Source organism: Acidimicrobiales bacterium, from assembly GCA_016716005.1.
Lineage (GTDB): Bacteria > Actinomycetota > Acidimicrobiia > Acidimicrobiales > JADJXE01 > JADJXE01.
Window position 1 is genome coordinate 550,663 of sequence record JADJXE010000001.1, and the last position, 21,227, is coordinate 571,889.

17 protein-coding genes are annotated in these 21,227 nt (G+C 74.6%); 10 read left to right on the forward strand and 7 right to left on the reverse strand.

Annotated features, from left to right (window positions below; all coding sequences use genetic code 11):
* Window positions 1–128: 128 nt before the first annotated feature.
* From IPM45_02745 to ald, 3 genes are read left to right on the forward strand one after another with little or no spacing between them, the layout of a single operon-like run.
* Window positions 129–1,547, forward strand: a complete 1,419-nt coding sequence (locus tag IPM45_02745; GenBank protein ID MBK9178487.1) for a gamma-aminobutyraldehyde dehydrogenase — start codon at window positions 129–131, stop codon at window positions 1,545–1,547.
* Window positions 1,548–1,561: 14 nt separating this feature from the next.
* Window positions 1,562–2,947, forward strand: a complete 1,386-nt coding sequence (locus IPM45_02750; GenBank protein ID MBK9178488.1) for an aspartate aminotransferase family protein — start codon at window positions 1,562–1,564, stop codon at window positions 2,945–2,947.
* A complete protein-coding gene (ald, locus tag IPM45_02755; protein MBK9178489.1) occupies window positions 2,944–4,071 on the forward strand; it encodes an alanine dehydrogenase in 1,128 nt (375 codons plus the stop codon). The genes IPM45_02750 and ald overlap by 4 nt, the downstream gene beginning before the upstream one ends.
* A gap of 14 nt (window positions 4,072–4,085) precedes the next feature.
* On the opposite strand, the gene IPM45_02760 is transcribed toward ald, so the two are convergent.
* Genes IPM45_02760 through IPM45_02780 form a run of 5 tightly spaced genes read right to left on the reverse strand, consistent with a single transcriptional unit; the run spans window position 4,086 to window position 9,963 of the window.
* Window positions 4,086–4,967: an ABC transporter permease gene (locus tag IPM45_02760; GenBank protein MBK9178490.1), complete on the reverse strand. Its 882-nt coding sequence runs from the start codon at window positions 4,965–4,967 to the stop codon at window positions 4,086–4,088.
* Window positions 4,964–5,947: an ABC transporter permease gene (locus IPM45_02765; protein MBK9178491.1), complete on the reverse strand. Its 984-nt coding sequence runs from the start codon at window positions 5,945–5,947 to the stop codon at window positions 4,964–4,966. Before IPM45_02765 ends, IPM45_02760 begins: the two co-directional genes overlap by 4 nt.
* Before the next feature lie 8 nt (window positions 5,948–5,955).
* Window positions 5,956–7,155: a spermidine/putrescine ABC transporter substrate-binding protein gene (locus IPM45_02770; protein MBK9178492.1), complete on the reverse strand. Its 1,200-nt coding sequence runs from the start codon at window positions 7,153–7,155 to the stop codon at window positions 5,956–5,958.
* A gap of 38 nt (window positions 7,156–7,193) precedes the next feature.
* On the reverse strand, window positions 7,194–8,378 hold the full coding sequence (locus IPM45_02775; protein ID MBK9178493.1) for an ABC transporter ATP-binding protein: 1,185 nt from the start codon (window positions 8,376–8,378) through the stop codon (window positions 7,194–7,196).
* Window positions 8,335–9,963, reverse strand: a complete 1,629-nt coding sequence (locus tag IPM45_02780; GenBank protein ID MBK9178494.1) for an amidohydrolase — start codon at window positions 9,961–9,963, stop codon at window positions 8,335–8,337. The genes IPM45_02775 and IPM45_02780 overlap by 44 nt, the downstream gene beginning before the upstream one ends.
* Window positions 9,964–10,104: 141 nt before the next feature.
* Between IPM45_02780 and IPM45_02785 the strand changes: the two genes are divergently transcribed.
* Complete coding sequence (locus tag IPM45_02785; GenBank protein ID MBK9178495.1) at window positions 10,105–11,133, forward strand: LLM class F420-dependent oxidoreductase; 1,029 nt, start codon at window positions 10,105–10,107, stop codon at window positions 11,131–11,133.
* A gap of 157 nt (window positions 11,134–11,290) precedes the next feature.
* Here the strand turns inward: IPM45_02785 and IPM45_02790 are convergent, their stop codons facing one another.
* Window positions 11,291–12,301: a trypsin-like peptidase domain-containing protein gene (locus tag IPM45_02790; protein MBK9178496.1), complete on the reverse strand. Its 1,011-nt coding sequence runs from the start codon at window positions 12,299–12,301 to the stop codon at window positions 11,291–11,293.
* Window positions 12,298–13,242, reverse strand: a complete 945-nt coding sequence (locus IPM45_02795) for a serine protease (GenBank protein MBK9178497.1) — start codon at window positions 13,240–13,242, stop codon at window positions 12,298–12,300. Before IPM45_02795 ends, IPM45_02790 begins: the two co-directional genes overlap by 4 nt.
* 107 nt (window positions 13,243–13,349) lie before the next feature.
* Here IPM45_02795 and IPM45_02800 point away from each other — a divergent pair, with 107 nt between their 5' ends.
* The 6 genes from IPM45_02800 (at window position 13,350) to IPM45_02825 (ending at window position 21,185) form a co-directional block, all read left to right on the forward strand.
* Entirely contained in the window at window positions 13,350–13,781 is a 432-nt protein-coding gene (locus IPM45_02800; protein MBK9178498.1) for a helix-turn-helix transcriptional regulator, read from the forward strand.
* Window positions 13,782–13,839: 58 nt separating this feature from the next.
* Window positions 13,840–15,162 (forward strand): MFS transporter, encoded by a 1,323-nt coding sequence (locus IPM45_02805; protein ID MBK9178499.1) that lies wholly within the window; start codon window positions 13,840–13,842, stop codon window positions 15,160–15,162.
* 58 nt (window positions 15,163–15,220) lie between these two features.
* Window positions 15,221–15,973, forward strand: coding sequence for an alpha/beta fold hydrolase (locus IPM45_02810; GenBank protein MBK9178500.1), 753 nt, complete (start codon window positions 15,221–15,223; stop codon window positions 15,971–15,973).
* Between the two features lie 7 nt (window positions 15,974–15,980).
* Window positions 15,981–17,528 carry a UDP-N-acetylmuramoyl-tripeptide--D-alanyl-D-alanine ligase gene (locus tag IPM45_02815; GenBank protein ID MBK9178501.1) on the forward strand — a complete coding sequence of 516 codons (1,548 nt, stop codon included), beginning with the start codon at window positions 15,981–15,983 and terminating at the stop codon, window positions 17,526–17,528.
* Window positions 17,529–17,538: 10 nt separating this feature from the next.
* A complete protein-coding gene (locus tag IPM45_02820; GenBank protein MBK9178502.1) occupies window positions 17,539–18,645 on the forward strand; it encodes a hypothetical protein in 1,107 nt (368 codons plus the stop codon).
* A gap of 140 nt (window positions 18,646–18,785) precedes the next feature.
* Window positions 18,786–21,185 (forward strand): HAD-IB family phosphatase, encoded by a 2,400-nt coding sequence (locus IPM45_02825; protein MBK9178503.1) that lies wholly within the window; start codon window positions 18,786–18,788, stop codon window positions 21,183–21,185.
* Window positions 21,186–21,227 lie beyond the last annotated feature (42 nt).

Below are 21,227 nucleotides of genomic sequence, written 5' to 3' on the forward strand. Positions count from 1 at the left end.
CTTGGCACGGCCGAAGGGTAGCGCCGGCCACGCGCACCCGACGGGGTCCCTTGCGCACCGCCCGGGCACGGCGGAGAATCCCGGCACGTCCCGCCAGCACAGGGAGAGGCACCGTGGCCGAGAGCACCTTGTCCAACTTCATAGGCGGGGCCTGGGTCCCTGCGGCCGAGGGCCGCACCGACGAGGTGATCGACCCGTCCACGGGCGCGGTGATCGCGCAGGTCGCCTCGTCGACGGCCGTCGACGTCGACCGGGCGGTGGCCGCCGCTGCCGAGGCCTTCGAGGGCTGGCGCGCGCAGACCCCGGGCGAGCGTGGCCTGGCCCTGCTGCGGCTCGCCGACCGGATCGAGGAGCACGCCGAGGAGCTGCAGGCCATCGAATCGCAGAACGTGGGCAAGCCGATCTCGGCGGTGCCCGACGAGCTGCCCTTCATCGTCGACAACTTCCGGTTCTTCGCCGGGGCGGCCCGGGCCCTCACCACCCAGGCGCCAGGTGAGTACCTGGCCGGCTACACCTCGTTCCTGCGCCGCGAGCCGTTGGGCGTGGTCGCCTCCATCGCGCCGTGGAACTACCCGCTCATGATGACGGCCTGGAAGATCGGGCCGGCCCTGGCCGCGGGCAACACCGTGGTGCTCAAGCCCTCCGAGCTCACGCCGCTCACCGCCCTCCGCCTGGCCGAGCTGGCCTCCGACCTGTTCCCGCCGGGGGTCCTCAACGTGGTGACCGGCCAGGGCGAGACCGCCGGCGCGCCGCTGGTCGCGCACCCGCAGGTGGCCATGGTGTCGCTCACCGGCGAGGTCACCACCGGCAAGATCATCCTGAGGGCGGCGGCCGACACCCTGAAGCGGGTGCACCTCGAGCTGGGCGGCAAGGCCCCGGTGGTGGTGTTCGACGACGCCGACGTCGAGGCGGTCGTGGCCGGCGTGAAGCTGTTCGGGTACTACAACGCCGGCCAGGACTGCACGGCCGCGTGCCGGGTGCTGGCCGGCCCCGGCGTGTACGACGACGTCGTCGGCGGGTTGGCCGGAGCCGCCGCCGGCCTCAAGGTCGGGCCCACCACCGATCCCGACACCGAGCTCGGGCCCGTGGTCTCGGCCGACCAGCTCGAGCGGGTGTCGGGTCTCGTCGATCGGGCCGTGGCCGCGGGGGCCGAGGTGGTCACCGGCGGGTCGGCCGTCGGGGGCGACGGGTTCTACTACCGGCCCAGCGTGCTGGCCGGCGTGGGCCAGGACTCCGAGATCGTCCAGCGGGAGGTGTTCGGCCCGGTCGTCACGGTGCAGCCCTTCGCCGACGAGGAGCAGGCCGTGGCCTGGGCGAACGGGGTCGACTACGGCCTCGCCGCCAGTGTCTGGACCGGCGACGTCGGCCGGGCCCTGCGGATGAGCCGGGCCCTCCACTTCGGCACCGTGTGGGTGAACGACCACGGGCCACTCGTGCCCGAGATGCCCCACGGGGGGTTCAAGCAGTCGGGCTTCGGCAAGGACATGTCGATCGCCGCGCTCGAGGACTACACCGAGCTGAAGCACGTCATGATCAAGACCGACTGAGGCCGCACGTGCCCATGGCCGACGACCCCGAGCCCGAGCCCGAGGACCTCCAGGCCCTCGCGCGCCGCCACCTGTGGATGCACTTCACGCGGCTGGCGTCGTACGCCGACGCCGAGGTGCCCATCATCACGAGGGGCGAGGGCTGCTACGTGTTCGACCAGCACGGGCGGCGCTACCTCGACGGCCTGTCCGGGCTCTTCACCGTGCAGGTGGGCCACGGTCGCAGGGAGCTGGCCGACGCCGCCGCCGCGCAGGGCCGCGACCTCGGGTACTTCCCGCTGTGGAGCTACGCCCACCCCTCCGCGATCCGCCTGGCGGCCCGCCTGGCCGCGCTGGCCCCCGGCGACCTCAACCGGGTGTTCTTCACCACCGGCGGGGCCGAGGCCGTCGAGTCGGCGTGGAAGCTCGCCCGCCAGTACTTCAAGGCCGTCGGCCAGCCCTCGCGCTACAAGGTGATCGCCCGCAACATCGCGTACCACGGCACCACCATGGGGGCGCTGGCCATCACCGGCATCCCGGCCATCCGCAACGTGTTCGAGCCGCTCGTGCCGGGCGCGTTCCACGTGCCCAACACCAACCGGTACCGCTGCGCGTTCTGCGCCGACCAGCCGCTCTGCTCGCTGGCCTGCGCCGACGCCATCGAGCAGACGATCGAGATGGAGGGGCCGGACACGGTGGCCGCCGTCTTCCTGGAGCCCCTGCAGAACGCCGGCGGCTGCCTCCCACCGCCCGAGGGCTACTTCGAGCGGGTGCGGGAGATCTGCGACCGCCACGGCGTGCTGCTCGTGAGCGACGAGGTGATCTGCGCCTACGGCCGCCTCGGCACCATGTTCGGGGCCGAGCGCTACGGCTACCACCCCGACATGATCACCAGCGCCAAGGGCCTCACCAGCGGCTACTCCCCCCTCGGCGCCCTCATCTGCCGCGACTTCCTCGTGGAGCCGTTCCTGGGCGAGCGGGCGGCCTTCCTCCACGGCATCACCTTCGCCGGCCACCCGGTGAGCTGCGCCGTGGGCCTGGCCAACCTCGACCTGTTCGAGCGCGAGGACGTCCTCGGGAACGTCCAGCGCAACGAGCCCGGGTTCCGCCAGCGCATCGAAGGCCTCCGCGACCTGCCCATCGTCGGCGACGTGCGCGGAGCCGGGTACTTCTGGGCCGTCGAGCTGGTGCGCGACAAGGACACCAAGGCGTCGTTCGACGACGCCGAGAGCGAGGCGCTGCTCCGCGGGTTCCTGACCCCGAGGCTGTTCGAGCTCGGGCTCATCTGCCGGGCCGACGACCGGGGGGACCCAGTGGTGCAGCTCGCTCCGCCGCTCGTCGCCGCGCCGGAGCAGCTCGACGAGATCGAGCGCATCCTCCGCACCGCGCTCACCGAGGCCTCGGAGCGGCTGGGGCGATGAGCGGCGGCCGAGTGGTCGGGGTGCCCCGCGAGGTCAAGACCGAGGAGCACCGGGTGGCGGTCACCCCCGACGGGGTGCGCGAGCTCACCAACCACGGCGTCGAGGTGCTGGTGGAGAAGGGCGCCGGCGCCGACTCGGCGATCACCGACCCCGAGTACGCCGCGGCCGGCGCCCGCATCGTGCCCGCCTCGGCCGACGTCTGGGCCGCACCGATGGTGGTGAAGGTGAAGGAGCCCCAGGCCGACGAGCTGGAGTACCTGCGCCCCGACCTCACCCTGTTCACCTACCTCCACCTGGCCGCCTATCCGGCGGTGGCCGACGCCCTGCTCGCCTCGGGCACGACGGGGGTCGCCTACGAGACGGTGCGGCTCCCCGGCGGCGCCCTTCCGCTGCTGGCACCGATGAGCGAGGTGGCCGGCCGGCTGGCCCCGCAGCTGGGCGCCCACTACCTCGAGCGGCACAACGGCGGCCGCGGGGTCCTGCTGGGCGGGGCCCCGGGCGTGCGGCCGGCGCGGGTCGTGGTGCTCGGCGCCGGCAACGTGGGCTGGAACGCGGCGTGGATCGCGGCGGGCATGGAGGCCGAGGTGCTCCTGCTCGACAAGAACCTCGACCGGCTCCGCTTCGTCGACCAGATCCAGCGCGGCCGCGTCGTCACCCTGGCCTCGAACCGGGGGGCCGTCGAGCGGGCCGTGGCCGAGGCCGACCTGGTGATCGGGGCCGTGCTGGTGCCCGGCGGGCGTGCCCCGCTCGTGGTCTCCGAGGAGATGGTGCGGGGCATGAAGGACGGCGCCGTCATCGTCGACGTCGCGATCGACCAGGGCGGGTGCGTGGAGACCATGCACGAGACCACCCACGCCGAGCCCGTGTTCGAGCGCCACGGCGTGATCCACTACGCCGTCGGCAACATCCCCGGCGCCGTCCCGTACACGTCGACGTACGCGCTCACCAACGCCACGCTCCCCTACGTGCTGGAGCTGGCCGTGCACGGCGCCGCCAAGGCGGCGGCGCGCGACGCGGCCCTGGCCTGGGGCGTGAACACCGCGGACGGCGCAGTGACCAACCCGGCCGTGGCCGAGGCCCTCGGCCGGCCCAACGTGGAGCCCGCGGTGGCCCTCGCCCGCTGAGCGGCCCCGACGCGTCAGGCGCCGGTGATCGTGGCTGCGATGTCCTCGGCCGACTCGCCGGAGCGCCGGAGCACCAGGGCCACGACCGCCAGGGCCACCAGGGTGAGCAACAGCATCACGGTCGAGATGGCGGCCACGTCGGGGCGGATGACGCTGCGGACGGCGCTGAAGATGTAGACGGGGAGCGTCGACGACCCCGCCGTCGAGACGAACGTCGACACGATGGTGTTGTCGAGGCTGAACGTGAAGGCCAGCAGGGCGCCGGCCAGCACCGCCGGCATCATCAGGGGCAGGGTGATCTGGCGGAACGCCCGCGTCGGCGTCGCCCCGAGGTCGGCGGCGGCCTCCTCGAGCGACTCCTCGAGGCCGGCCAGGCGCGCGCGGACGATGAGCGTCACGACCGCAGAGCTGAAGATCGAGTGCGAGACCCACAGCCGCAGGTCGCCGGGGCCGAAGGGCCCGAAGCCCGACTCGAAGGGCCCGCCCACGCGCACGAACCAGATGAGGTAGGCGATGGCGTCCACGATCTCGGGGGTGACCAGGATCAGGAACACCACGGCCACGAAGGCCACGGTCCAGCGCCCGGGCCGCCGAGCCAGGGCGATCCCGGCCAGCGACCCGAGGATCGTCGCGATCAGCGCGCTGCCGACCGCGATCTCGAGCGAGTTGCGCACCGCCTGCTTGAGGGGCTCGTTCTCGAGCATGTTGCGGTACGCGTCGCCCCCGAAGCCGCTCCAGACCAGCAGGGCCCGCCCGTTGTTGAACGAGTAGACGACGATGAAGGCGATGGGCAGGAACAGGAAGGCGTAGACGAGGACCGCCCAGGCCGTGAGGGCCGGTCGTGACCAGTCGCGCCGGCGGCGGGGCCGATCGTCTGGCGTCGCGGGGGCCGTCACGCCGGTGCCCCCTCGGCCGCTGCGACCACCGGCAGGGGCACCGGCGCCGGTGCCGGTTGGCCCACCTCGACGTGGCGTCGACGCCGCACCACGGTCCGCACGACCAGCGCCACCGCCGCGACCACCGCGATGGTGGCCAGGATCATGGCGATGAGCACGATCGCCATGGCCGAGCCCAGGGCCCAGTTCTGGGCGGCCAGGAACTGCGAGGCGACCATGGCCCCCGCCATGTTGCCCTTGGCGCCGCCCAGGAGCGCAGCGGTGATGTAGTCACCCGACAGCGGGATGAACACCAGCAGCAGGCCGGCGACCACGCCCGGCGACGCGATGGGCAGCGTGACCTGGGCGAACGTCTTCCAGCGACCGGCACCGAGATCCTTGCTCGCCTCCCGCAGGGCGGGGTCGAGGCGGTCGAGGGCCACGAAGAGCGGGAAGATCATGAGCGGCAGGTAGTTGTAGACGACCCCCAGCTGCACGGCGGCCCGGGTGTCGAGGACCTGGAACCCGCCGTCGCGCAGGCCGACATCGATCAGCACGTTCGACACGGGCCCCTGGTTGGCCAGGATGATGCGCCACGCCAGCGTCCGCACCAGGAAGCTGGTCCAGAACGGCACGATGATCAGCCCGAGCAGCAGCCCGCGCCAGCGGGGCGACACCTTGACCGCGATCCAGTAGGCGACCGGGAAGCCGATCACCAGGCATGCCAGCGTGCCGATCAGGGCCACCTGCAGGGTGTTGCGGAAGGTGGAGAAGAACGTGCCGGTGAGCGCCTCGGAGTAGTTGTCGAACGTGAGCCGGTCGAGGCCGATCGGCCCCTGCCCGGAGACCACCGGCGGCTTGTAGCCCAGGCTGTACCAGAAGATGACCGCCGCCGGGACCAGGAAGAAGCCCGAATACCAGATCCACGACGGCAGGGCCAGGGCGAAGCGCGGGGCGCGCCTCCGGCGCCGGGCCCCGACCGTCGTGGTGGCGGCGGTCACGGTCGCGCTCAGGCCCCGGCCTGTGCCTTGGCCGCGTTGTAGATCTCGACCAGCCGGTCCTGGGCCTCGTTGACCTCGCCGGGCTCGAGGGTGGCGACCTGCTCGGGGGTGAAGAAGATCAGGTCGGCGAAGGGCAGGTCGGCGCCCTGGGCCTCGATCCCCTTGATGCCGGTGTGGTAGCCGTGGAACTGCAGGTCCTGGAACGACACGGCCGGGTCGAGCATGAAGTTGATCCAGGCGTGGGCCGCGGCGGGGTTGTTGGCGCCCGTCACGATCACCCAGTTGTCCATCCAGATCTCGCTGGCCGGCGCGCCGAGGCCCCAGGTGAACTTGTCGGGGTCGTCGACGCTGAGGAGGCCCTGGCGGGCATCGCCGTTGAAGACCTGCGACATCACGTAGTTGCCGCTGGTCAGGTTGATGCCCGGGAAGGAGTCGAAGGCCTTCACGTTGCCGATCCAGTCGAGCACCCAGGCCTCGTAGGCGTCGAGGTCGGCGGGGTCCTCGGTGGTCCAGGGGATGCCGTTGGCCCAGAAGTAGATCCCGGCCAGGTCGGGGGGCACGTCGAGCACCGACACCTGCCCGCTCACGCCGTCGGAGGCGGCGGCGTCGATGAAGTCCTGCCAGGTCTCGATGGTCTCGGTGATCACCGTGTTGTCGTAGATCCACCCCGTGGAGCCCCAGTCCTTGGGCACCGAGTACTCGTTGCCCGGGTCCCAGGGCTGGTCGAGGTAGAGCGGATCGACGTTCGCCAGGTTGGGGAGCAGGTCCTTGTCGAGGGGGTCGATGAGGCCCTTGGCCACGAGCTGGGGGATGTAGGCACCGGTGGGGACGAGCACGTCGTAGCCGGAGGTGCCGCCGGCCGCCTCCAGCTTGGCGATGGCCTCCTCGTTCGAGGAGTACACGTCGAGGGTGACGCTGGGCCCGAGCTCGTCGGTGAACTGCTCGATCACCTCCGGGGCGGTGTACTCCGCCCAGGTGTAGATGAACAGCTGGCCCCCGAGCCCCCCGCCGGAGCCGCCCGAGCCCCCGGTGCCACCCGAGCCGCCCCCGCCCGACGCACCGTCGTCGTCGTCGCCGCCGCAGCCGGCGATCCACAGGCCGCCGGCGACGGCGCCGGCCGCGCTCAGCCCCAGGAACCGCCGACGCGTGAACCGCTGGGCCGTCGCCCTCGGCAGGAGCACCCGCAGGTTGCGGTCGTCGTTCGCCATGAGTGTCGTCCTCCTCGTTCGGTCGTCGTCGGTCGTCGTCACTCGTCGTCGGTCGGCGCGTCGGGGTCGGCGTCGGGCTCGGCCAGGACCAGGTCGACCTGCTCGCCACCGAACAGCTGGGCCTGCTCGACGCCCCACGTGCACCAGACCCGATCGCCCGGCTGGAAGCGGGCGACACCGTGGCGGGGCTGGCGGCAGAGGATCTCCAGCTCGCCGCTCAGCACCACGTACTGGATCACGTCGCCCAGGTGGCTGACGCCGGCGAGGGTGCCGGGCACCACGTTCGGGCCGGCACCCGGGTCGTCGCCGCGCAGGGTGACCGCCTCCGGCCGCACGGTGGCAAGGCCCTCGGCCCCCACCACGACGTCGTCGGCCGTGCGCCCGGCCAGCACGGTGAAGCCGTCGCCGCTGAGCTCGTGCCCGTCGCCGACGACCGTGCCCTGCAGGAAGTTCTGCTGGCCGATGAACCCGGCCACGAACGCTGACGCCGGCCGGTCGTAAACCGCGTCGGGATCGGCGAGCTGCTCGACCCTCCCGTCGAGCATCACCGCGATCCGGTCCGACATCGACAGGGCCTCCTCCTGGTCGTGCGTGACGAACACGAACGTGGTCCCGAGCTGGGCCTTCAGCAGCTTCAGCTCGATCTGCATCTCCTGGCGGAGCTTGCGGTCGAGGGCCCCGAGCGGCTCGTCGAGCAGGAGCACGCTGGGGCGGTTCACGAGGGCCCGGGCCAGCGCCACCCGCTGCTGCTGGCCACCCGAGAGCTGGCGGGGCTTGCGACGGGCGAGGGCGGTCATGCGGACCTGCTCCAGGGCCTCGCCCACCCGGCGGCGCACCTCGTCGCGGGGCACGCCCTTCTGGCGCGGACCGTACGCCACGTTCTCGGCGACGGTCATGTGGGGGAACAGGGCGTAGCTCTGGAACACGGTGTTGACGTCGCGGCGGTGGGGCGGCACGCCGTCGACCCGCCGGCCCGAGATGGTGATGTGCCCCTCGTCGGGATCCTCGAACCCGGCCAGCATGCGCAGGGTCGTGGTCTTGCCGCACCCCGACGGGCCGAGCAACGAGATGAACTCCCCGGGCTGGATGTGCAGGGTGAGGTCGTCGACGGCGGTCACGCCGACGAAGCGCTTGGTGACGCCCACGATGTCGACCGACCCCGGCCGGACGGCCCCCTGCTCACGCACGGCGGTGGACCTCGCGGCCGGAGACCCAGACGCCATCGACGGCCACGTCGGCCACGTCCTGTCCGGTCATGGTCGTGATGTCGGCGCCGAGGACGCACACGTCGGCTCGGCACCCGACGGCGAGGCGGCCGGCGTCGTCGTCGTAGCCCTGGTACGCCGTTCCGGCCGTGTACGCCGCGATCGCCTGGTGGATCGGCACCCGCTCCTCGGGCAACCACCCCCCGGCAGGCTCCCCCGCGGGGGTCTGGCGCGTGACCGCGACGGCCAGGGCCTCGACCGGGCGCATCGACGTGACCGGCCAGTCGCTGCCGAAGCTCACCCGGGCGCCAGCCCGCAGCAGCGAGCCGATCGGGTACTGGAGGGCGGAGCGCCTCGGCCCCAGCCTCGGCATGGTCAGGTCGACCATGGTGTCGTCGAGGCAGGCCCACAGGGGCTCGAAGTTGGCGATCGCGCCCAGCGCCGCGAACCGCGGGCGGTCGGCCGGATCCACAACCTGGGTGTGGGCGATCACCGGGCGGCGATCCCGCGGGCCGTTCTCGCGGGCCGTGTGCTCGACGGCGTCGAGCGCCATCCGCACCCCGCCGTCGCCGATGGCGTGCAGGTGCACCTGGAAGCCGGCGGCATCGGCCGCCCGGGCGGCCTCGGCCAGCTCCTCCGGCGCCCAGTTCGGCAGGCCGCAGCCGTGCGGCTCGTCGTCGTAGGGCTCGAGCAAGGCGCCGGTGCCCATCTCGATCACCCCGTCGACGAAGAACTTGACCGTCCGGGCGCCGAGCACGTCGCGCACGGCCGGGTCGGCCTCCAGGTCGCGGCGGCAGGCCACGAAGGCATCCAGGTCGCCCCGCCAGCGGCCCGGCGCCATGCGGAAGGCGGCGTTCACGCCCGAGGTGAGGCCGCCCCGGCGGGCCAGCTCGGCATACACGGCCACGTCGCCGGGGGTGGCCGCAGCCTCCTGCACCCAGGTGATCCCGCTCTGCGCCAGCTCGGCCATGGCCAGCTGGAGGCCACGGAGGCGCTCGGCGGCGCCGACCGGCGGCAGCACCGCGTGCACCAGGTCGAGGGCGCCCCACTCGACGAGCGTGCCGACCGGCCGGCCGTCGGGGTGACGCAGGATGCGACCGAGCGGCGGATCGGGCGTCCCGGCCGTGATGCCCGCGGCCTCGAGGGCCCGCGAGCTCACCCACATGGTGTGGTGGTCGTTGGCCTCCAGCGCGACCGGTCGGTCGGGAACCACCGAGTCCAGCCACTCGGCGAGGCCGACGCCGCCGGGCAGCGCCGAGGCCGGGTACCCGCCCCCCACGATCCAGGCCAGCTCCGGGTTCGCCTCGGCGTAGGCCTTCACGCGCGCCAGGAGCTCGTCGAGCGAGGTGGCGCCCACGAGGGGCACCTGGGTCAGCTCCACCCCTCCCCAGAGCGGGTGGATGTGGCCGTCGCGGAAGCCCGGCAGCGCGCAACGCCCGGCCAGCTCGACCACCTCGGCAGCTCCCCCGGCCAGGGCCGCGGCGGCGTCGTCGAGGGCCACGATCTCCCCCGCCGCGACCGCCAGGGCGGAGGCGACCGGACGAGCCGGGTCGGCCGTGACGACGGTTCCCCCCAGGAACACGACGTCGGCCCCGCTCACCATCCCCCGGTTCCGATCCGCACCGGTCGAGAGCATCGCAGCACCACGACGCGCCGACAAGCCACGTCGTGCTACGGCTGTGTGAACCCGGCCCGTGCCGCCCTCCCGGTGCACCGGCGGGCGGGCTCCGGTAGAACGGGCGCCATGAAGATCGGGCTGAACACCGGGTACTGGGGCGCGGGTCCGCCCGCGGGCGTGACCGAGGCGATCGCCGAGGCCGAGCGGCTGGGCTTCGACTCCATCTGGACGGCCGAGGCCTACGGCTCCGACGCCCTCACCCCGCTCGCCTGGTGGGGATCGCAGACGACCCGCGTGAAGCTGGGGACGGCCATCATGCAGCTGTCCGCCCGCACGCCGGCCGCCACCGCGATGGCGGCCATGACCCTCGACCACCTCTCGGGCGGGCGCGTCGTCCTGGGGATCGGCGCCTCGGGCCCCCAGGTGGTGGAGGGGTGGTACGGCCAGCCCTACCCGAAGCCGCTGGCCCGGACGAGGGAGTACGTCGAGATCATCCGGCGCATCGTGGCCCGCGAGGAGCCGGTCGCCTTCGACGGCGAGCACTACCAGCTGCCCTTCCCGGGCGGCGCGGGCCTGGGCAAGCCCCTCAAGTCGACGATCCATCCCCTGCGGACCGACATCCCCGTCTACCTGGCGGCCGAGGGCCCGAAGAACGTCGCCCTGGCCGCGGAGATCTGCGACGGCTGGCTCCCCCTGTTCTTCTCCCCGAGCGACGACGCCTTCTACCGGGGCTGCCTGGCCGAGGGCTTCGCCCGGCCCGGCGCGCGGGGCAACCCCGACGCCTTCGACGTGGCCGCCACGGTGATCGTGGTGCCGGGCGACGACCCCGAGCGCTGCGCCGACGCGGTGCGGCCGTTCATCGCGCTGTACGCCGGGGGCATGGGCGCCCGGGGGGCCAACTTCCACTTCGAGGTCTTCGCCCGCATGGGCTACGAGGCCGAGGCCCTGCACATCCAGGATCTCTACCTCGAGGGCAGGAAGGCCGAGGCGGCCGCGTCGATCCCGCTGCGGATGGTGGAGGACATCGCCCTCGTCGGGCCCATGGACAAGATCCGCGACGAGCTGGCCCGTTGGAAGGAGACCTGCCTCACCACCATGCTGGTGTCGGGTCCGGCCGCGGTCCTCCCCGCCTACGCCGAGCTCATCCTGGGCTGATCCCCAGGCATCACCTCACTCGGGAACTCGACGGTCCCCGCCTACGCCGAGCTCATCCTGGGCTGATCCCCAGGCATCACCTCACTCGGGAACTCGACGGTCCCCGCCTACGCCGAGCTCATCCTCGGCTGATCCCCGCCCACCGGACTCGGCGGCGCTACTCCTCGAGCTCGCTCGGCACCACCGTCAGGTCGAGCGGGCGACCGTCCCGGAGCACCACCACCGCGCTCCGCCGGCCGATCCGCTCCCCGACCATCAGCCGCTGGAGGTCGCCGACCCGGTCGACCGGCTCCCGCCCCACCGCCACCACCACGTCGCCGGGCTGCACCCCGCCGGCAGCCGCCGGACCGCCCGCCACCACCGACGTGATCTCGACAGCCTCGGCACCGGTTGCCCGGCCCGTGGCTGCGGCCTCGGCGGGGGTGAGCCGCCGCGCCCCGCCGGCCACGCCGAGGTAGGCCCGGCGCACCCGGCCGTCGCGCACGAGCGTCGCCACGACCGCCCGGGTCGCGGCGTTCACCGGGACGGCGAGCCCGAGACCCTGCCCGATGAACGGGCCGACGACCGCCGTGTTGATGCCGACGACGCGGCCCGCGCTGTCGGCGAGGGCCCCGCCGGAGCTGCCGGGGTGCAGGGCGGCGTCGGTCTGGATCACGTCCTCGACCAGGCGGGCCGTGCGCGCCGTGCGCCCCAGCAGCGAGCGTCCGAGGGCGCTCACCACCCCGGCGCTGACCGACCCCGCGAACCCCAGCGGGCTCCCGACCGCCACGACCAGCTGTCCCACGCGGAGCCGGTCGGCGTCGCCCAGCTCGGCGGGCACCAGCCCGTCGGCCGCCACCCGGAGGACCGCCAGGTCCGACAGCCGGTCGGCCCCGATGACCGTGATCTCGGCCCGACGCCCGTCCGCGAGCTCGGCCGTGCCACCGGCGGCGTCGCCCACGACGTGGGCCGAGGTCACCAGCAGCCCGTCGGCCGAGAGCACCACCGCCGATCCGCTGCCCGCCGGGCGGTTGCCGCCACGGCCCCGCCGACGCGTGACCTCCACGCTCGCGACCGAGCGCAGGACGCGCTCGGCCACGGCCACGACGGTCCGGGAGTACGCGTCGAGGGCCTCGGCCTCGCGCTCGTCACCGGCGCCGCGCCAGGTGGCGGCCCGTGCCGGGCTCATGCCGAACCCTCGTCGCGCGGCGCCTCTCCCTCCCCGAACGTCACGGCCACGTCGAGCTCGTCGGCGCCGCGCACGACCCGCAGGACGAGGGCGCCGTCCCCGACGCCCTCGAGCACCTCCAGCAGGTCGTCGACCGACGCGAGGCTCTGGCCACCGGCCGCGACCAGCAGGTCGCCCACCCGCACCCCGGCGCGGGCCGCGGGACCCCGCTCGTCGACGGTGCGCACGAGCAGGCCGTCCCGCTCGGGCAGGCCCACCGAGCGCCGCAGCTGCCGGGCGACCTCCGCCGGCGCCACGCCCACGCCCAGCCCACGGCGGGCCGGGACCTCACCGCGCAGCAGCGCGTCCACCCGGGCCCGCAGCTCCGCGTCGGCCGGCAGGGCCAGGTAGAACCCGTCGCCCAGGCGATGGGTGTTGAGGCCCACCAGAGCACCTGTCAGGTCGACGACCGGGCCTCCGGAGGAGCCGGGTGCCAGCGGCGCGGTGTGCTCCAGGCTGCCCGTGATCCGGCGGCCACGGGGGCCCCGGAAGGGCCGATCGATCGCCGACACGAACCCGAGGGTGGCGCGCAGGGCTCCCCCGCTCGGGTTGGCGAGGGCCACGACCGCCCCGCCGGTGGCGATCGGGCGCGTGCTCCACTCGACGGCGGGCGAGCCGGCCGTGTCGACCTCGATCACGGCCAGGTCGCCGTCGAGGTCCGCCCCGGCCACAGTGCCCACGGCGCTCCGCCCGCCGGCGAGCTGCACGGTGACCTGGCGGCCCCGGAGGTTGTGGGCGTTGGTCAGCACCCGCCCGTCCGCGATCACGACGCCCGAACCCCGGCCACCGCCCCGTCCGATCCCCACCACCGCCGGTCCCACCGACGCGGCCACGCTGGCCAGCACCCGCTCCAGGGCGGCCACCACCTCGGCGTCCTGGCGTCCTGCCGTCTGCTCTGTCATGGTCGTGCACCGTCCTTCCACTTGCGTCTAGTGACTTGCAAGTTACTAGTGTCAAACCCTGATGCCAACCCCCCCACCGGCGGTCGAACGCGACGAGGATGGGGGACGTGGCGCGAACCCACGGCGACGGCTCCCCGCTGGCCGAGGCCCTGGCCCGGCTGGGCGACCGGTGGACCCTGCAGGTGATCGAGGCGCTCCTCGCGGGCCCCCGCCGGTTCACCGAGCTGCTCGACGGCCTGCCCGGCCTGGCCCCCAGCATCCTCACCCAGCGACTCCGCGCCCTCGAGCGGGACGGGGTGGTGGTGGCCCGCCCCTACCAGGAGCGCCCACCCCGGTTCTCGTACCAGCTCACGACCGCGGGTCACGACCTCGCCGGCGCCCTCCGCCTGCTCGCCCACTGGGGCGCCAACCGCGTCGGGGGCGTGGTCGAGCCACCGCGCCACGCGCCCTGCGGCACCCCCCTCGAGGTCAGGTGGTACTGCCCGGCCTGCGGCCGGGTGGTCGACGACGCCGACCAGGGCGACGTCCACCACGTCTGATTCAGCCGACCGGTCATCTGGTGGACGGTCGTCCGTCGTGAGACCATCGGCAGCGGCCATGTCGACCACCGAACCCGACCCGACGCGCCCACCCGGCGCCGCCGTGCCGCCCGAGGAGGAGGCCGCCGGCCTCGTCGACGACGAGCGCCCCTACACCCCGGGCACGGCCCGGGCCGCGCTGGCGCACCGCGACTTCCGCATCGTCTGGATCGGCGCCTTCGCATCCAACATCGGCACCTGGATGCAGAACGTCACCCTCGGCGCGTGGGCCTACGAGCTCACCCGTTCGCCCACGTTCGTCGGCGTGCTCATCTTCGCCCAGCTCGGGCCCATGCTCCTGCTGTCGCTCGTCGGGGGCGCCCTGGCCGACGCCGTCGACCGCCGGCGGCTGCTGATCGCCCTCCAGCTCGAGCAGCTCCTCTTCGCCGGGGTGCTGGCGGCGCTGGCGGCGGCCGGCTCGCCCCCGAAGGCCGCCATCGTGGCCACGGTCGCGGCCATCGGCGTGGGCAACGCCCTGAACGCGCCGGCGTGGCAGGCGATGGTGCCGAGCCTGGTCGGCAGGAAGGACCTGCCCGGCGCCATCTCGCTCAACTCGACCCAGATGAACGCCTCGCGGGTCGTGGGACCGGCGCTGGGCGGCGTGATCTACCCGCTGGCCGGCGCCGCCGGCGTCTTCGCCATCAACGCGGGCACGTACGTGTTCGTGGTGATCGCCCTGCTGGCGGTGCGGGTGCCGGCCGCCGTCCACCACGCCGGCGGGCCCGGCGGGATGCGCCGGCTCCTGGGCGGGTTCGCCGTCGCCAGGGCCGACGCCCTGGTCCGGCGCATCCTCGTCACCCTCACGGTGTTCTCGTTCTTCTGCCTCCCGTTCATCGGCCAGTTCCCGGTGCTCGCGGCCGAGAACCTCGGCCTGAACCCGCGCAGCCTCGCCTACGGGCTGCTGTACGCCTGCTTCGGGCTCGGCGCCGTGAGCGGGGCCCTGTCGGTGGGAACCGTGCTGGCCGGGGCCGACCGGCACCGCCTCGTCCGGCGGGCACTGGCCGGGTTCGCGGTCGCCCTGGCCGGGTACGCCCTGCTCCGCTCCCCCGCCCTCGCCTATCCGGTGATCGTCCTCGTGGGGTTCACGTACTTCGCCGCCATCACCTCGCTGTCCACCGTGCTGCAGCAGCACCTGCACGACCGGGTGCGCGGCCGGGTGATGGCCCTGTGGATGATGGGCTTCGGCGGCACCGTGCCCCTCGGCAACCTGGTCGCCGGCCCCCTGGTCGACGTGGTCGGCATCACCGCGATCGTGCTGGCGGGTGCGGTGGTCGCGGCCGCCCTGGCCTGGTGGTGCGACCTCGACGCCGCGGCCCGCGCCGCGCCGGCGATGGCCGGCTGACCCCGGCCCGGGGCGCCCTCACCGGGGCCGGCCGAGCCGCCGCGTAGCATCGTCGGCCGTGCCCCTGACCGCGTACGCCGACGGCGCCGTGTTCGGCGACGCCGTCGGCAGCCGGCCGGCCCGGGTCATCGCCCTCCACGGCTGGGGGCGGACGCGCGCCGACTTCGCGGCCCTCCTCGAGGGCCTCGACGCCGTCGCCGTCGACCTACCCGGGTTCGGGGCCTCACCGGCCCCGCCGGCGGTGTGGGGCGCAGCCGACTACGCCGCCGCCCTCGACCCGGTGCTGGCCGCGGCGGCCCGGCCGGCCGTGCTCGTCGGCCACTCGCGCGGCGGCTGCGTCGCCGTGGAGATGGCCGCACGCCACCCGGAGGCGGTCGGCGCGCTGGTGCTCACCGGGGCCCCGCTGGTGCGGCGGACCCCCGCAGGCGGCGGCCGGGCCCCGGCGCGCTATCGGCTGGGGCGCTGGCTGCACCGACGGCACCTGCTGTCGGACGCCCGCATGGAGGCCCTCCGGCAGCGGCACGGCTCGGCCGACTACCGCGCCGCCAGCGGCCTGATGCGCGACGTGCTCGTCCGGATGGTCAACGAGACGCACGAGGACGCCCTCCGGCAGGTGCGCTGCGCGGTCGAGCTGGTGTGGGGCGACGACGACGCCGACGTGCCCCTCGAGGTTGCGCAGCGGGCCGCCGAGCTCCTCGCCGACGCCCGGCTCACGGTGGTGCCCGGCGCCGGCCACGACACCGTGCGCACCGCCGTGCCCGCCCTGCGGGCGGCCATCGAGCGGCACCTGCCGCCCGACGCCCTCGGATGACCCGGCCGTGAACGCCGCCCTCTCCGCCGCCGTCCTGGTCGCGACCCTGGCCGCGATGGTGCCGGCCTCGCTGCGCTGGCTCCGGGTGGCCCAGCGCGAGCACTACGGGCCCGGTGCGGCCCTGCGCTTCGCGCTGCGGTGGTGGACGGTCACCCCGGCGAACCGTGCCCTCGGCCTGGCCGGCCTGGCCGGCGCGGCCGCGAGCCCGGTGTGGTTGCCGGCCGGGCTCGTCACCGCCGTCGCGGTCGCGTCCGGCCCCCTGGGGCTCGCGGTGAGGGGCCGCACCTCGCGACTCGCCTGGACTCGACGGCTGCGCACCCTGGCGGTCGTGCTCGCCGCCCTCGACCTCCTGCTGGTCGTGCTGGTGGGCGCGCTCACCGGGTCGCTGGCGGCTGCCGCGGCCGCGGCGACGCTGGCCGCCGCCCTGCAGCCCTGGCTGGTCGACGCCGCCCTCGCCGTCACGGCCCCGTTCGAGCGCCGCGCTGCGCGGCGCTACGTGGACCGAGCCCGCGAGCGGCTGCGCCGGGTGCAGCCCAGCATCGTGGCCATCACCGGCAGCTACGGCAAGACGTCCACCAAGCAGTACGTGCGCCACCTCGTCTCGGCGGCCCGGTCGGTCGTCGCCAGCCCGGCCAGCTTCAACAACGCGGCCGGCCTCTCCCGCGCCGTCAACGAGGGCCTCACGCCCGGCACCGAGGTGTTCGTCGCCGAGATGGGGATGTGGGGCCCCGGCGAGATCCGGTCGCTGTGCACGTGGGTCGAGCCCGCGGTGGCCGTGATCACCGCCATCGGGCCCGTGCACCTCGAGCGGGTGGGCTCGCTCGACGGCATCGTGGCGGCCAAGGCGGAGATCGTCGAGCGAGCGCCCGTGGCGGTGCTGAACGTCGACGCCCACGGCCTCGCCGCCGTGGCCGACGGGGCCGAGGCCCGGGGCGCACGGGTCGTGCGGTGCTCCACCACCGACCCCTCGGCCGACGTGGTGGCCGCCACCGCTCCCGGCGGCGACACCGTCGTCACCGCGGGAGGCCGGCGCCTCGGGCAGGTCCCGGCCGGCTCGGCGCAGCCCGGCAACGTGGCGTGCGCGGTGGGCGTGGCCATCGCCCTCGGCGTCGATCTCGACCTGGTCGCGCCGCGGCTGCCCACGCTTCCCGTGCCCGAGCACCGCCAGGAGGTCGTGACGACGGCCCGGGGGGTGACCGTGGTCGACAACACCTTCAGCTCCAACCCGGCCAGCGCCGACGCGTCGCTCCGCCTGCTCGAGCGGCTCGGCCGCCCGAACCGTCGCCGGGTGGTGGTGACCCCGGGGATGGTCGAGCTGGGGCGCCTCCAGTACGGTGAGAACGAGGCCTTCGGCGAGGCGATCGGCCGCGTGGCCACCGACCTCGTCGTGGTCGGCCGCACCAACCGTCGCCCGCTCGTCGCCGGCGCCACCGGCGGCGGCGCGACCGTGCGGGTGGTGGCCACCCGGGACGAGGCGGTCGCCTGGGTGCGAGACGAGCTGGGCGACGGCGACGCCGTGCTCTACGAGAACGATCTTCCCGACCACTACCCGTGAGGCACGCAGCATGAGTCGACCGGCGGTCATCTTCGGCGGGCCCTCGCCCGAGCACGACGTGAGCATCCTCACCGGGCTGCAGGCGGCCCGGGCCCTGCTCGACGCCGGCACGGCGGTCGAGGCGCTCTACTGGTCCACGGCCGGCGAGTGGTTCCAGGTCGACCCCACCCTCGAGGCGTCGTCGTTCCTCGGTGGCGTGCCGGCCCGCTCGCCGCGCGCCGAGCTGGTGGCCGGACCGGGGGGAGGCTTCACCGTCGAGGGGCGGCTCGGACGGCGCAACCGCCTCGACCTCGACACCTTCCTCGTCTGCTGCCACGGCGGGCCGGGCGAGGACGGCAGCCTGCAGGCCGCCCTCGACCTGGCCGGGCTGCGGTACACGGGCCCGTCGGCGCCGGGCGCCGCCCTCGGCATGGACAAGCTCGCCTTCGGCGGGGTGGTCGCGTCGGCCGGCCTGGCCACCCTCCCCCGCCGGGCCCTCACCCTGGACGGGCCGGCACCGGGGTTCGAGCCGCCGTACATCGTCAAGCCGCGCTACGGCGGCTCGTCGATCGGCATCGAGGTGGTGGAGAACCTCGACACCGCCCGCGCCCTGCTGCGCACGCAGCCGCACCTGCGGGCCGGCGCCGTGGTCGAGCCGTACCTCCCCGACGCCCTCGACCTGAACATCAGCGTCCGCACCTGGCCCGAGCCGGCCCTGTCGAGCATCGAGCGCCCCCTGCGCCGCAACGCCGCCGGCGCGATCTACACCTACGCCGACAAGTACCTGGGCGGCGAGGGCCTCTCGAGCGCCCCGCGGGAGCTCCCGGCCCAGGTGCCCGAAGCGGTGACGGCCGGCATCACCGGAGCAGCACGGGTGCTGGTCGATGCGGCCGCGGTGCGGGGGGTGGCCCGGATCGACTTCCTCTGGTCCGGCGACGACGTGTGGGTGAACGAGATCAACACCATCCCCGGGGCCCTGGCCTGGTACTTCTGGGCCGAGCGGGGCCTGCCCATCGCCGGGCTGCTCTCGGCCCTGCTCGACGAGGCCGCCCAGGGACCGGCCCGCGTGTGGTCGGTCGAGGGCGCCGACGGCACCGCGCTCCGGGCCGCGGGCAGCATCGCCAGCAAGCTGGCCTAGGTGCTCGCGCCGGCGGTCGGCGTAACCCGGCCGCCGGTGGGCAGGTCACACCCTGGCCTCCGAGCGGGGCCGGTCGCGCCCGCAGCCGGGGCTCCCGCGCTCGACACCGCGCCCCGGCGCGCCGACTAGACAGGAGCCTCGTGCCCCGCACCCGCCGCCTGCCCCGGATCGCCGACGCCCTCGACGGCCGGCGGATCGCCGTCACCGGGTCGACCGGGTTCCTCGGCACGGCGCTGGTCGAGCGGCTCCTCCGCAGCGTGCCCGGCTGCGAGGTCGTGCTGCTGGTGCGGGCCGGTCGGCGCTCCACCGCCGCCCAGCGGGTGCAGCGCGAGGTGCTCCGCAACGACGCCTTCGGCCGACTGCGCGCCGAGCTGGGCGAGCGGTTCGCCGACGAGACGGCGAGGCGGCTGCAGGTGATCACCGGCGACGTGGGCGCCGACGGCCTCGGCCTCGACGAGGCCGACCGGGCCGCGCTCGCGGCCTGCGACCTGGTGATCCACTCGGCCGCCACGGTGAGCTTCGACTCCCCGCTCGACAGCGCGGTCGAGGTGAACCTGCTCGGCCCCAGCCGGATCGCCGCCACCCTCCAGGACCTCGGGGTCGCGCCCCACCTGATCTCGGTGTCGACCTGCTACGTCGCCGGCACCAGGCGGGGCCGGGCCCCCGAGGAGCTCCTCGCCGACGGCAGCTTCGACCTGACCGTGCCCTGGCGCGCCGAGGTCGACGCCGCCCGCCGCGCCCGCTCCGACGCCGAGGCCGAGAGCCGGACGCCCGAGATGCTCGCCCGGTTCCGCAAGCAGGCCCGCACCGAGCTCGGGGCCGCCGGGATCCCCCTGCTCGCCGACAAGACCGAGCAGATGCGGGTCCGCTGGGTGACCGACCGGATGGTCGAGGCCGGCCGGGCCCGCGCCACGTCGCTCGGGTGGCCCGACGCCTACGCCTACACCAAGGCCCTGGGAGAGGCCGCCCTGGCCGAGACCCACGGGCCGGTCCCCACCACCATCGTGCGGCCCTCGATCATCGAGTCGGCCCTGGCCGAGCCCCACCCGGGGTGGATCCGCGGCTTCCGCATGGCCGAGCCGGTGATCATCTCCTACGCGCGCGGGCTGCTGAAGCAGTTCCCGGGGGTCCCCGAGGGCACCGTCGACGTCATCCCCGTCGACCTGGTGGTGGGCGCCCTCTGCGCGGTGGCGGCGAAGGGGCCCGAGGCCGACGCGGCCAAGCCGCCCGTGTACCAGGTGGCCTCCGGCTCGGTGAACCCGCTGAAGTACCGCACCCTGGTGGAGCACGGGCGCGACTTCTTCACCCGCAACCCCATCTACGACGCCGCCGGCCAGCCGATCGTGGTGCCCGACTGGTCGTTCCCCGGCCGGGGCGAGGTCCAGGGCCAGCTGCACCGGGCCAAGCGGCTGCTGGAGCGGGCCGAGCGAGCGCTCAACGCCCTCCCGCTGCGGGGCCGGCGGGCCGAGCTGTCCGCCACCGTGGAGGAGCGCCGCCAGGAGGTGGAGCGGGCGCTCGGCTACGTCGAGCTCTACGGCGCCTACGCCGAGTGCGAGGCCATCTACGGGGTCGAGCGCCTCCTCGCCCTGTGGGACCGGGTGCAGGTCGCGGACCGCTCGGAGTTCTGCTTCGACCCGCGCGTCATCGACTGGACCCACTACGCCCTCGACGTGCACCTGCCCTCGGTGGTGGAGCACGCCCGCGTGCGCACCACCCCCGGCACCAAGGGCGGCCCCACGCGCGAGGAGCGCTTGCGCGCCGCGGTGCTCGCCCCCGAGCGCCACCTCGCGGTGTTCGACCTGGAGAACACCCTCATCGCGTCGAACGTGGTCGACAGCTACGCCTGGCTGGCCACCCGCCGGCTGCCCCGCCAGGACCGGCTCCGCTTCGTCGCTCGCACCCTGGCCGAGGCCCCGCGGCTGCTGGCACTCGACCGCCGAGACCGGGGCGACTTCCTGCGCTACTTCTACCGCCGCTACGACGGTGCACCGGCGGCGCAGCTCGACGAGGACGCTCGCGAGCTGCTCTCGGCCCTGCTCCTCACCAAGAGCTTCCCCGCCGCCATCCGGCGGGTGCGCGAGCACCGGGCCCTCGGCCACCGGACCCTGCTCATCACGGGTGCGCTCGACGTGGTGGTCGCCCCCATCGCACCGCTGTTCGACGACGTCGTGTGCGCCCGGATGACCACCCGCCCCGGCCCGCGTGGCCCGGTGCTGACCGGCGAGCTGCGGGAGGCCCCGCCCACCGGCGAGGCACGGGCCGACGTGATGGCCGAGTACACCGCGGCCCACGGCCTCGACCTGGCCGAGACGGTGGCCTACGCCGACTCCACCAGCGACCTGCCCATGCTGGAGGTGGCCGGCTTCCCGGTGGCGGTGAACCCCGAGACCAGACTGGCGGCCCTGGCCCGCAAGCGGGGCTGGCTGGTCGAGAACTGGGAGAAGGCCCCCGGCGGGCCCCGGCCGCTGCTGCCCATCGGGCCCGAGCGGCGCGCCAACCGGCTCCGGGCCCCGCACGACGCCGCCGAGGTCCGACGGTGAGAGCCCTCCGCTTCGAGCGATCGGTGCCCCGCTACGCCGCCG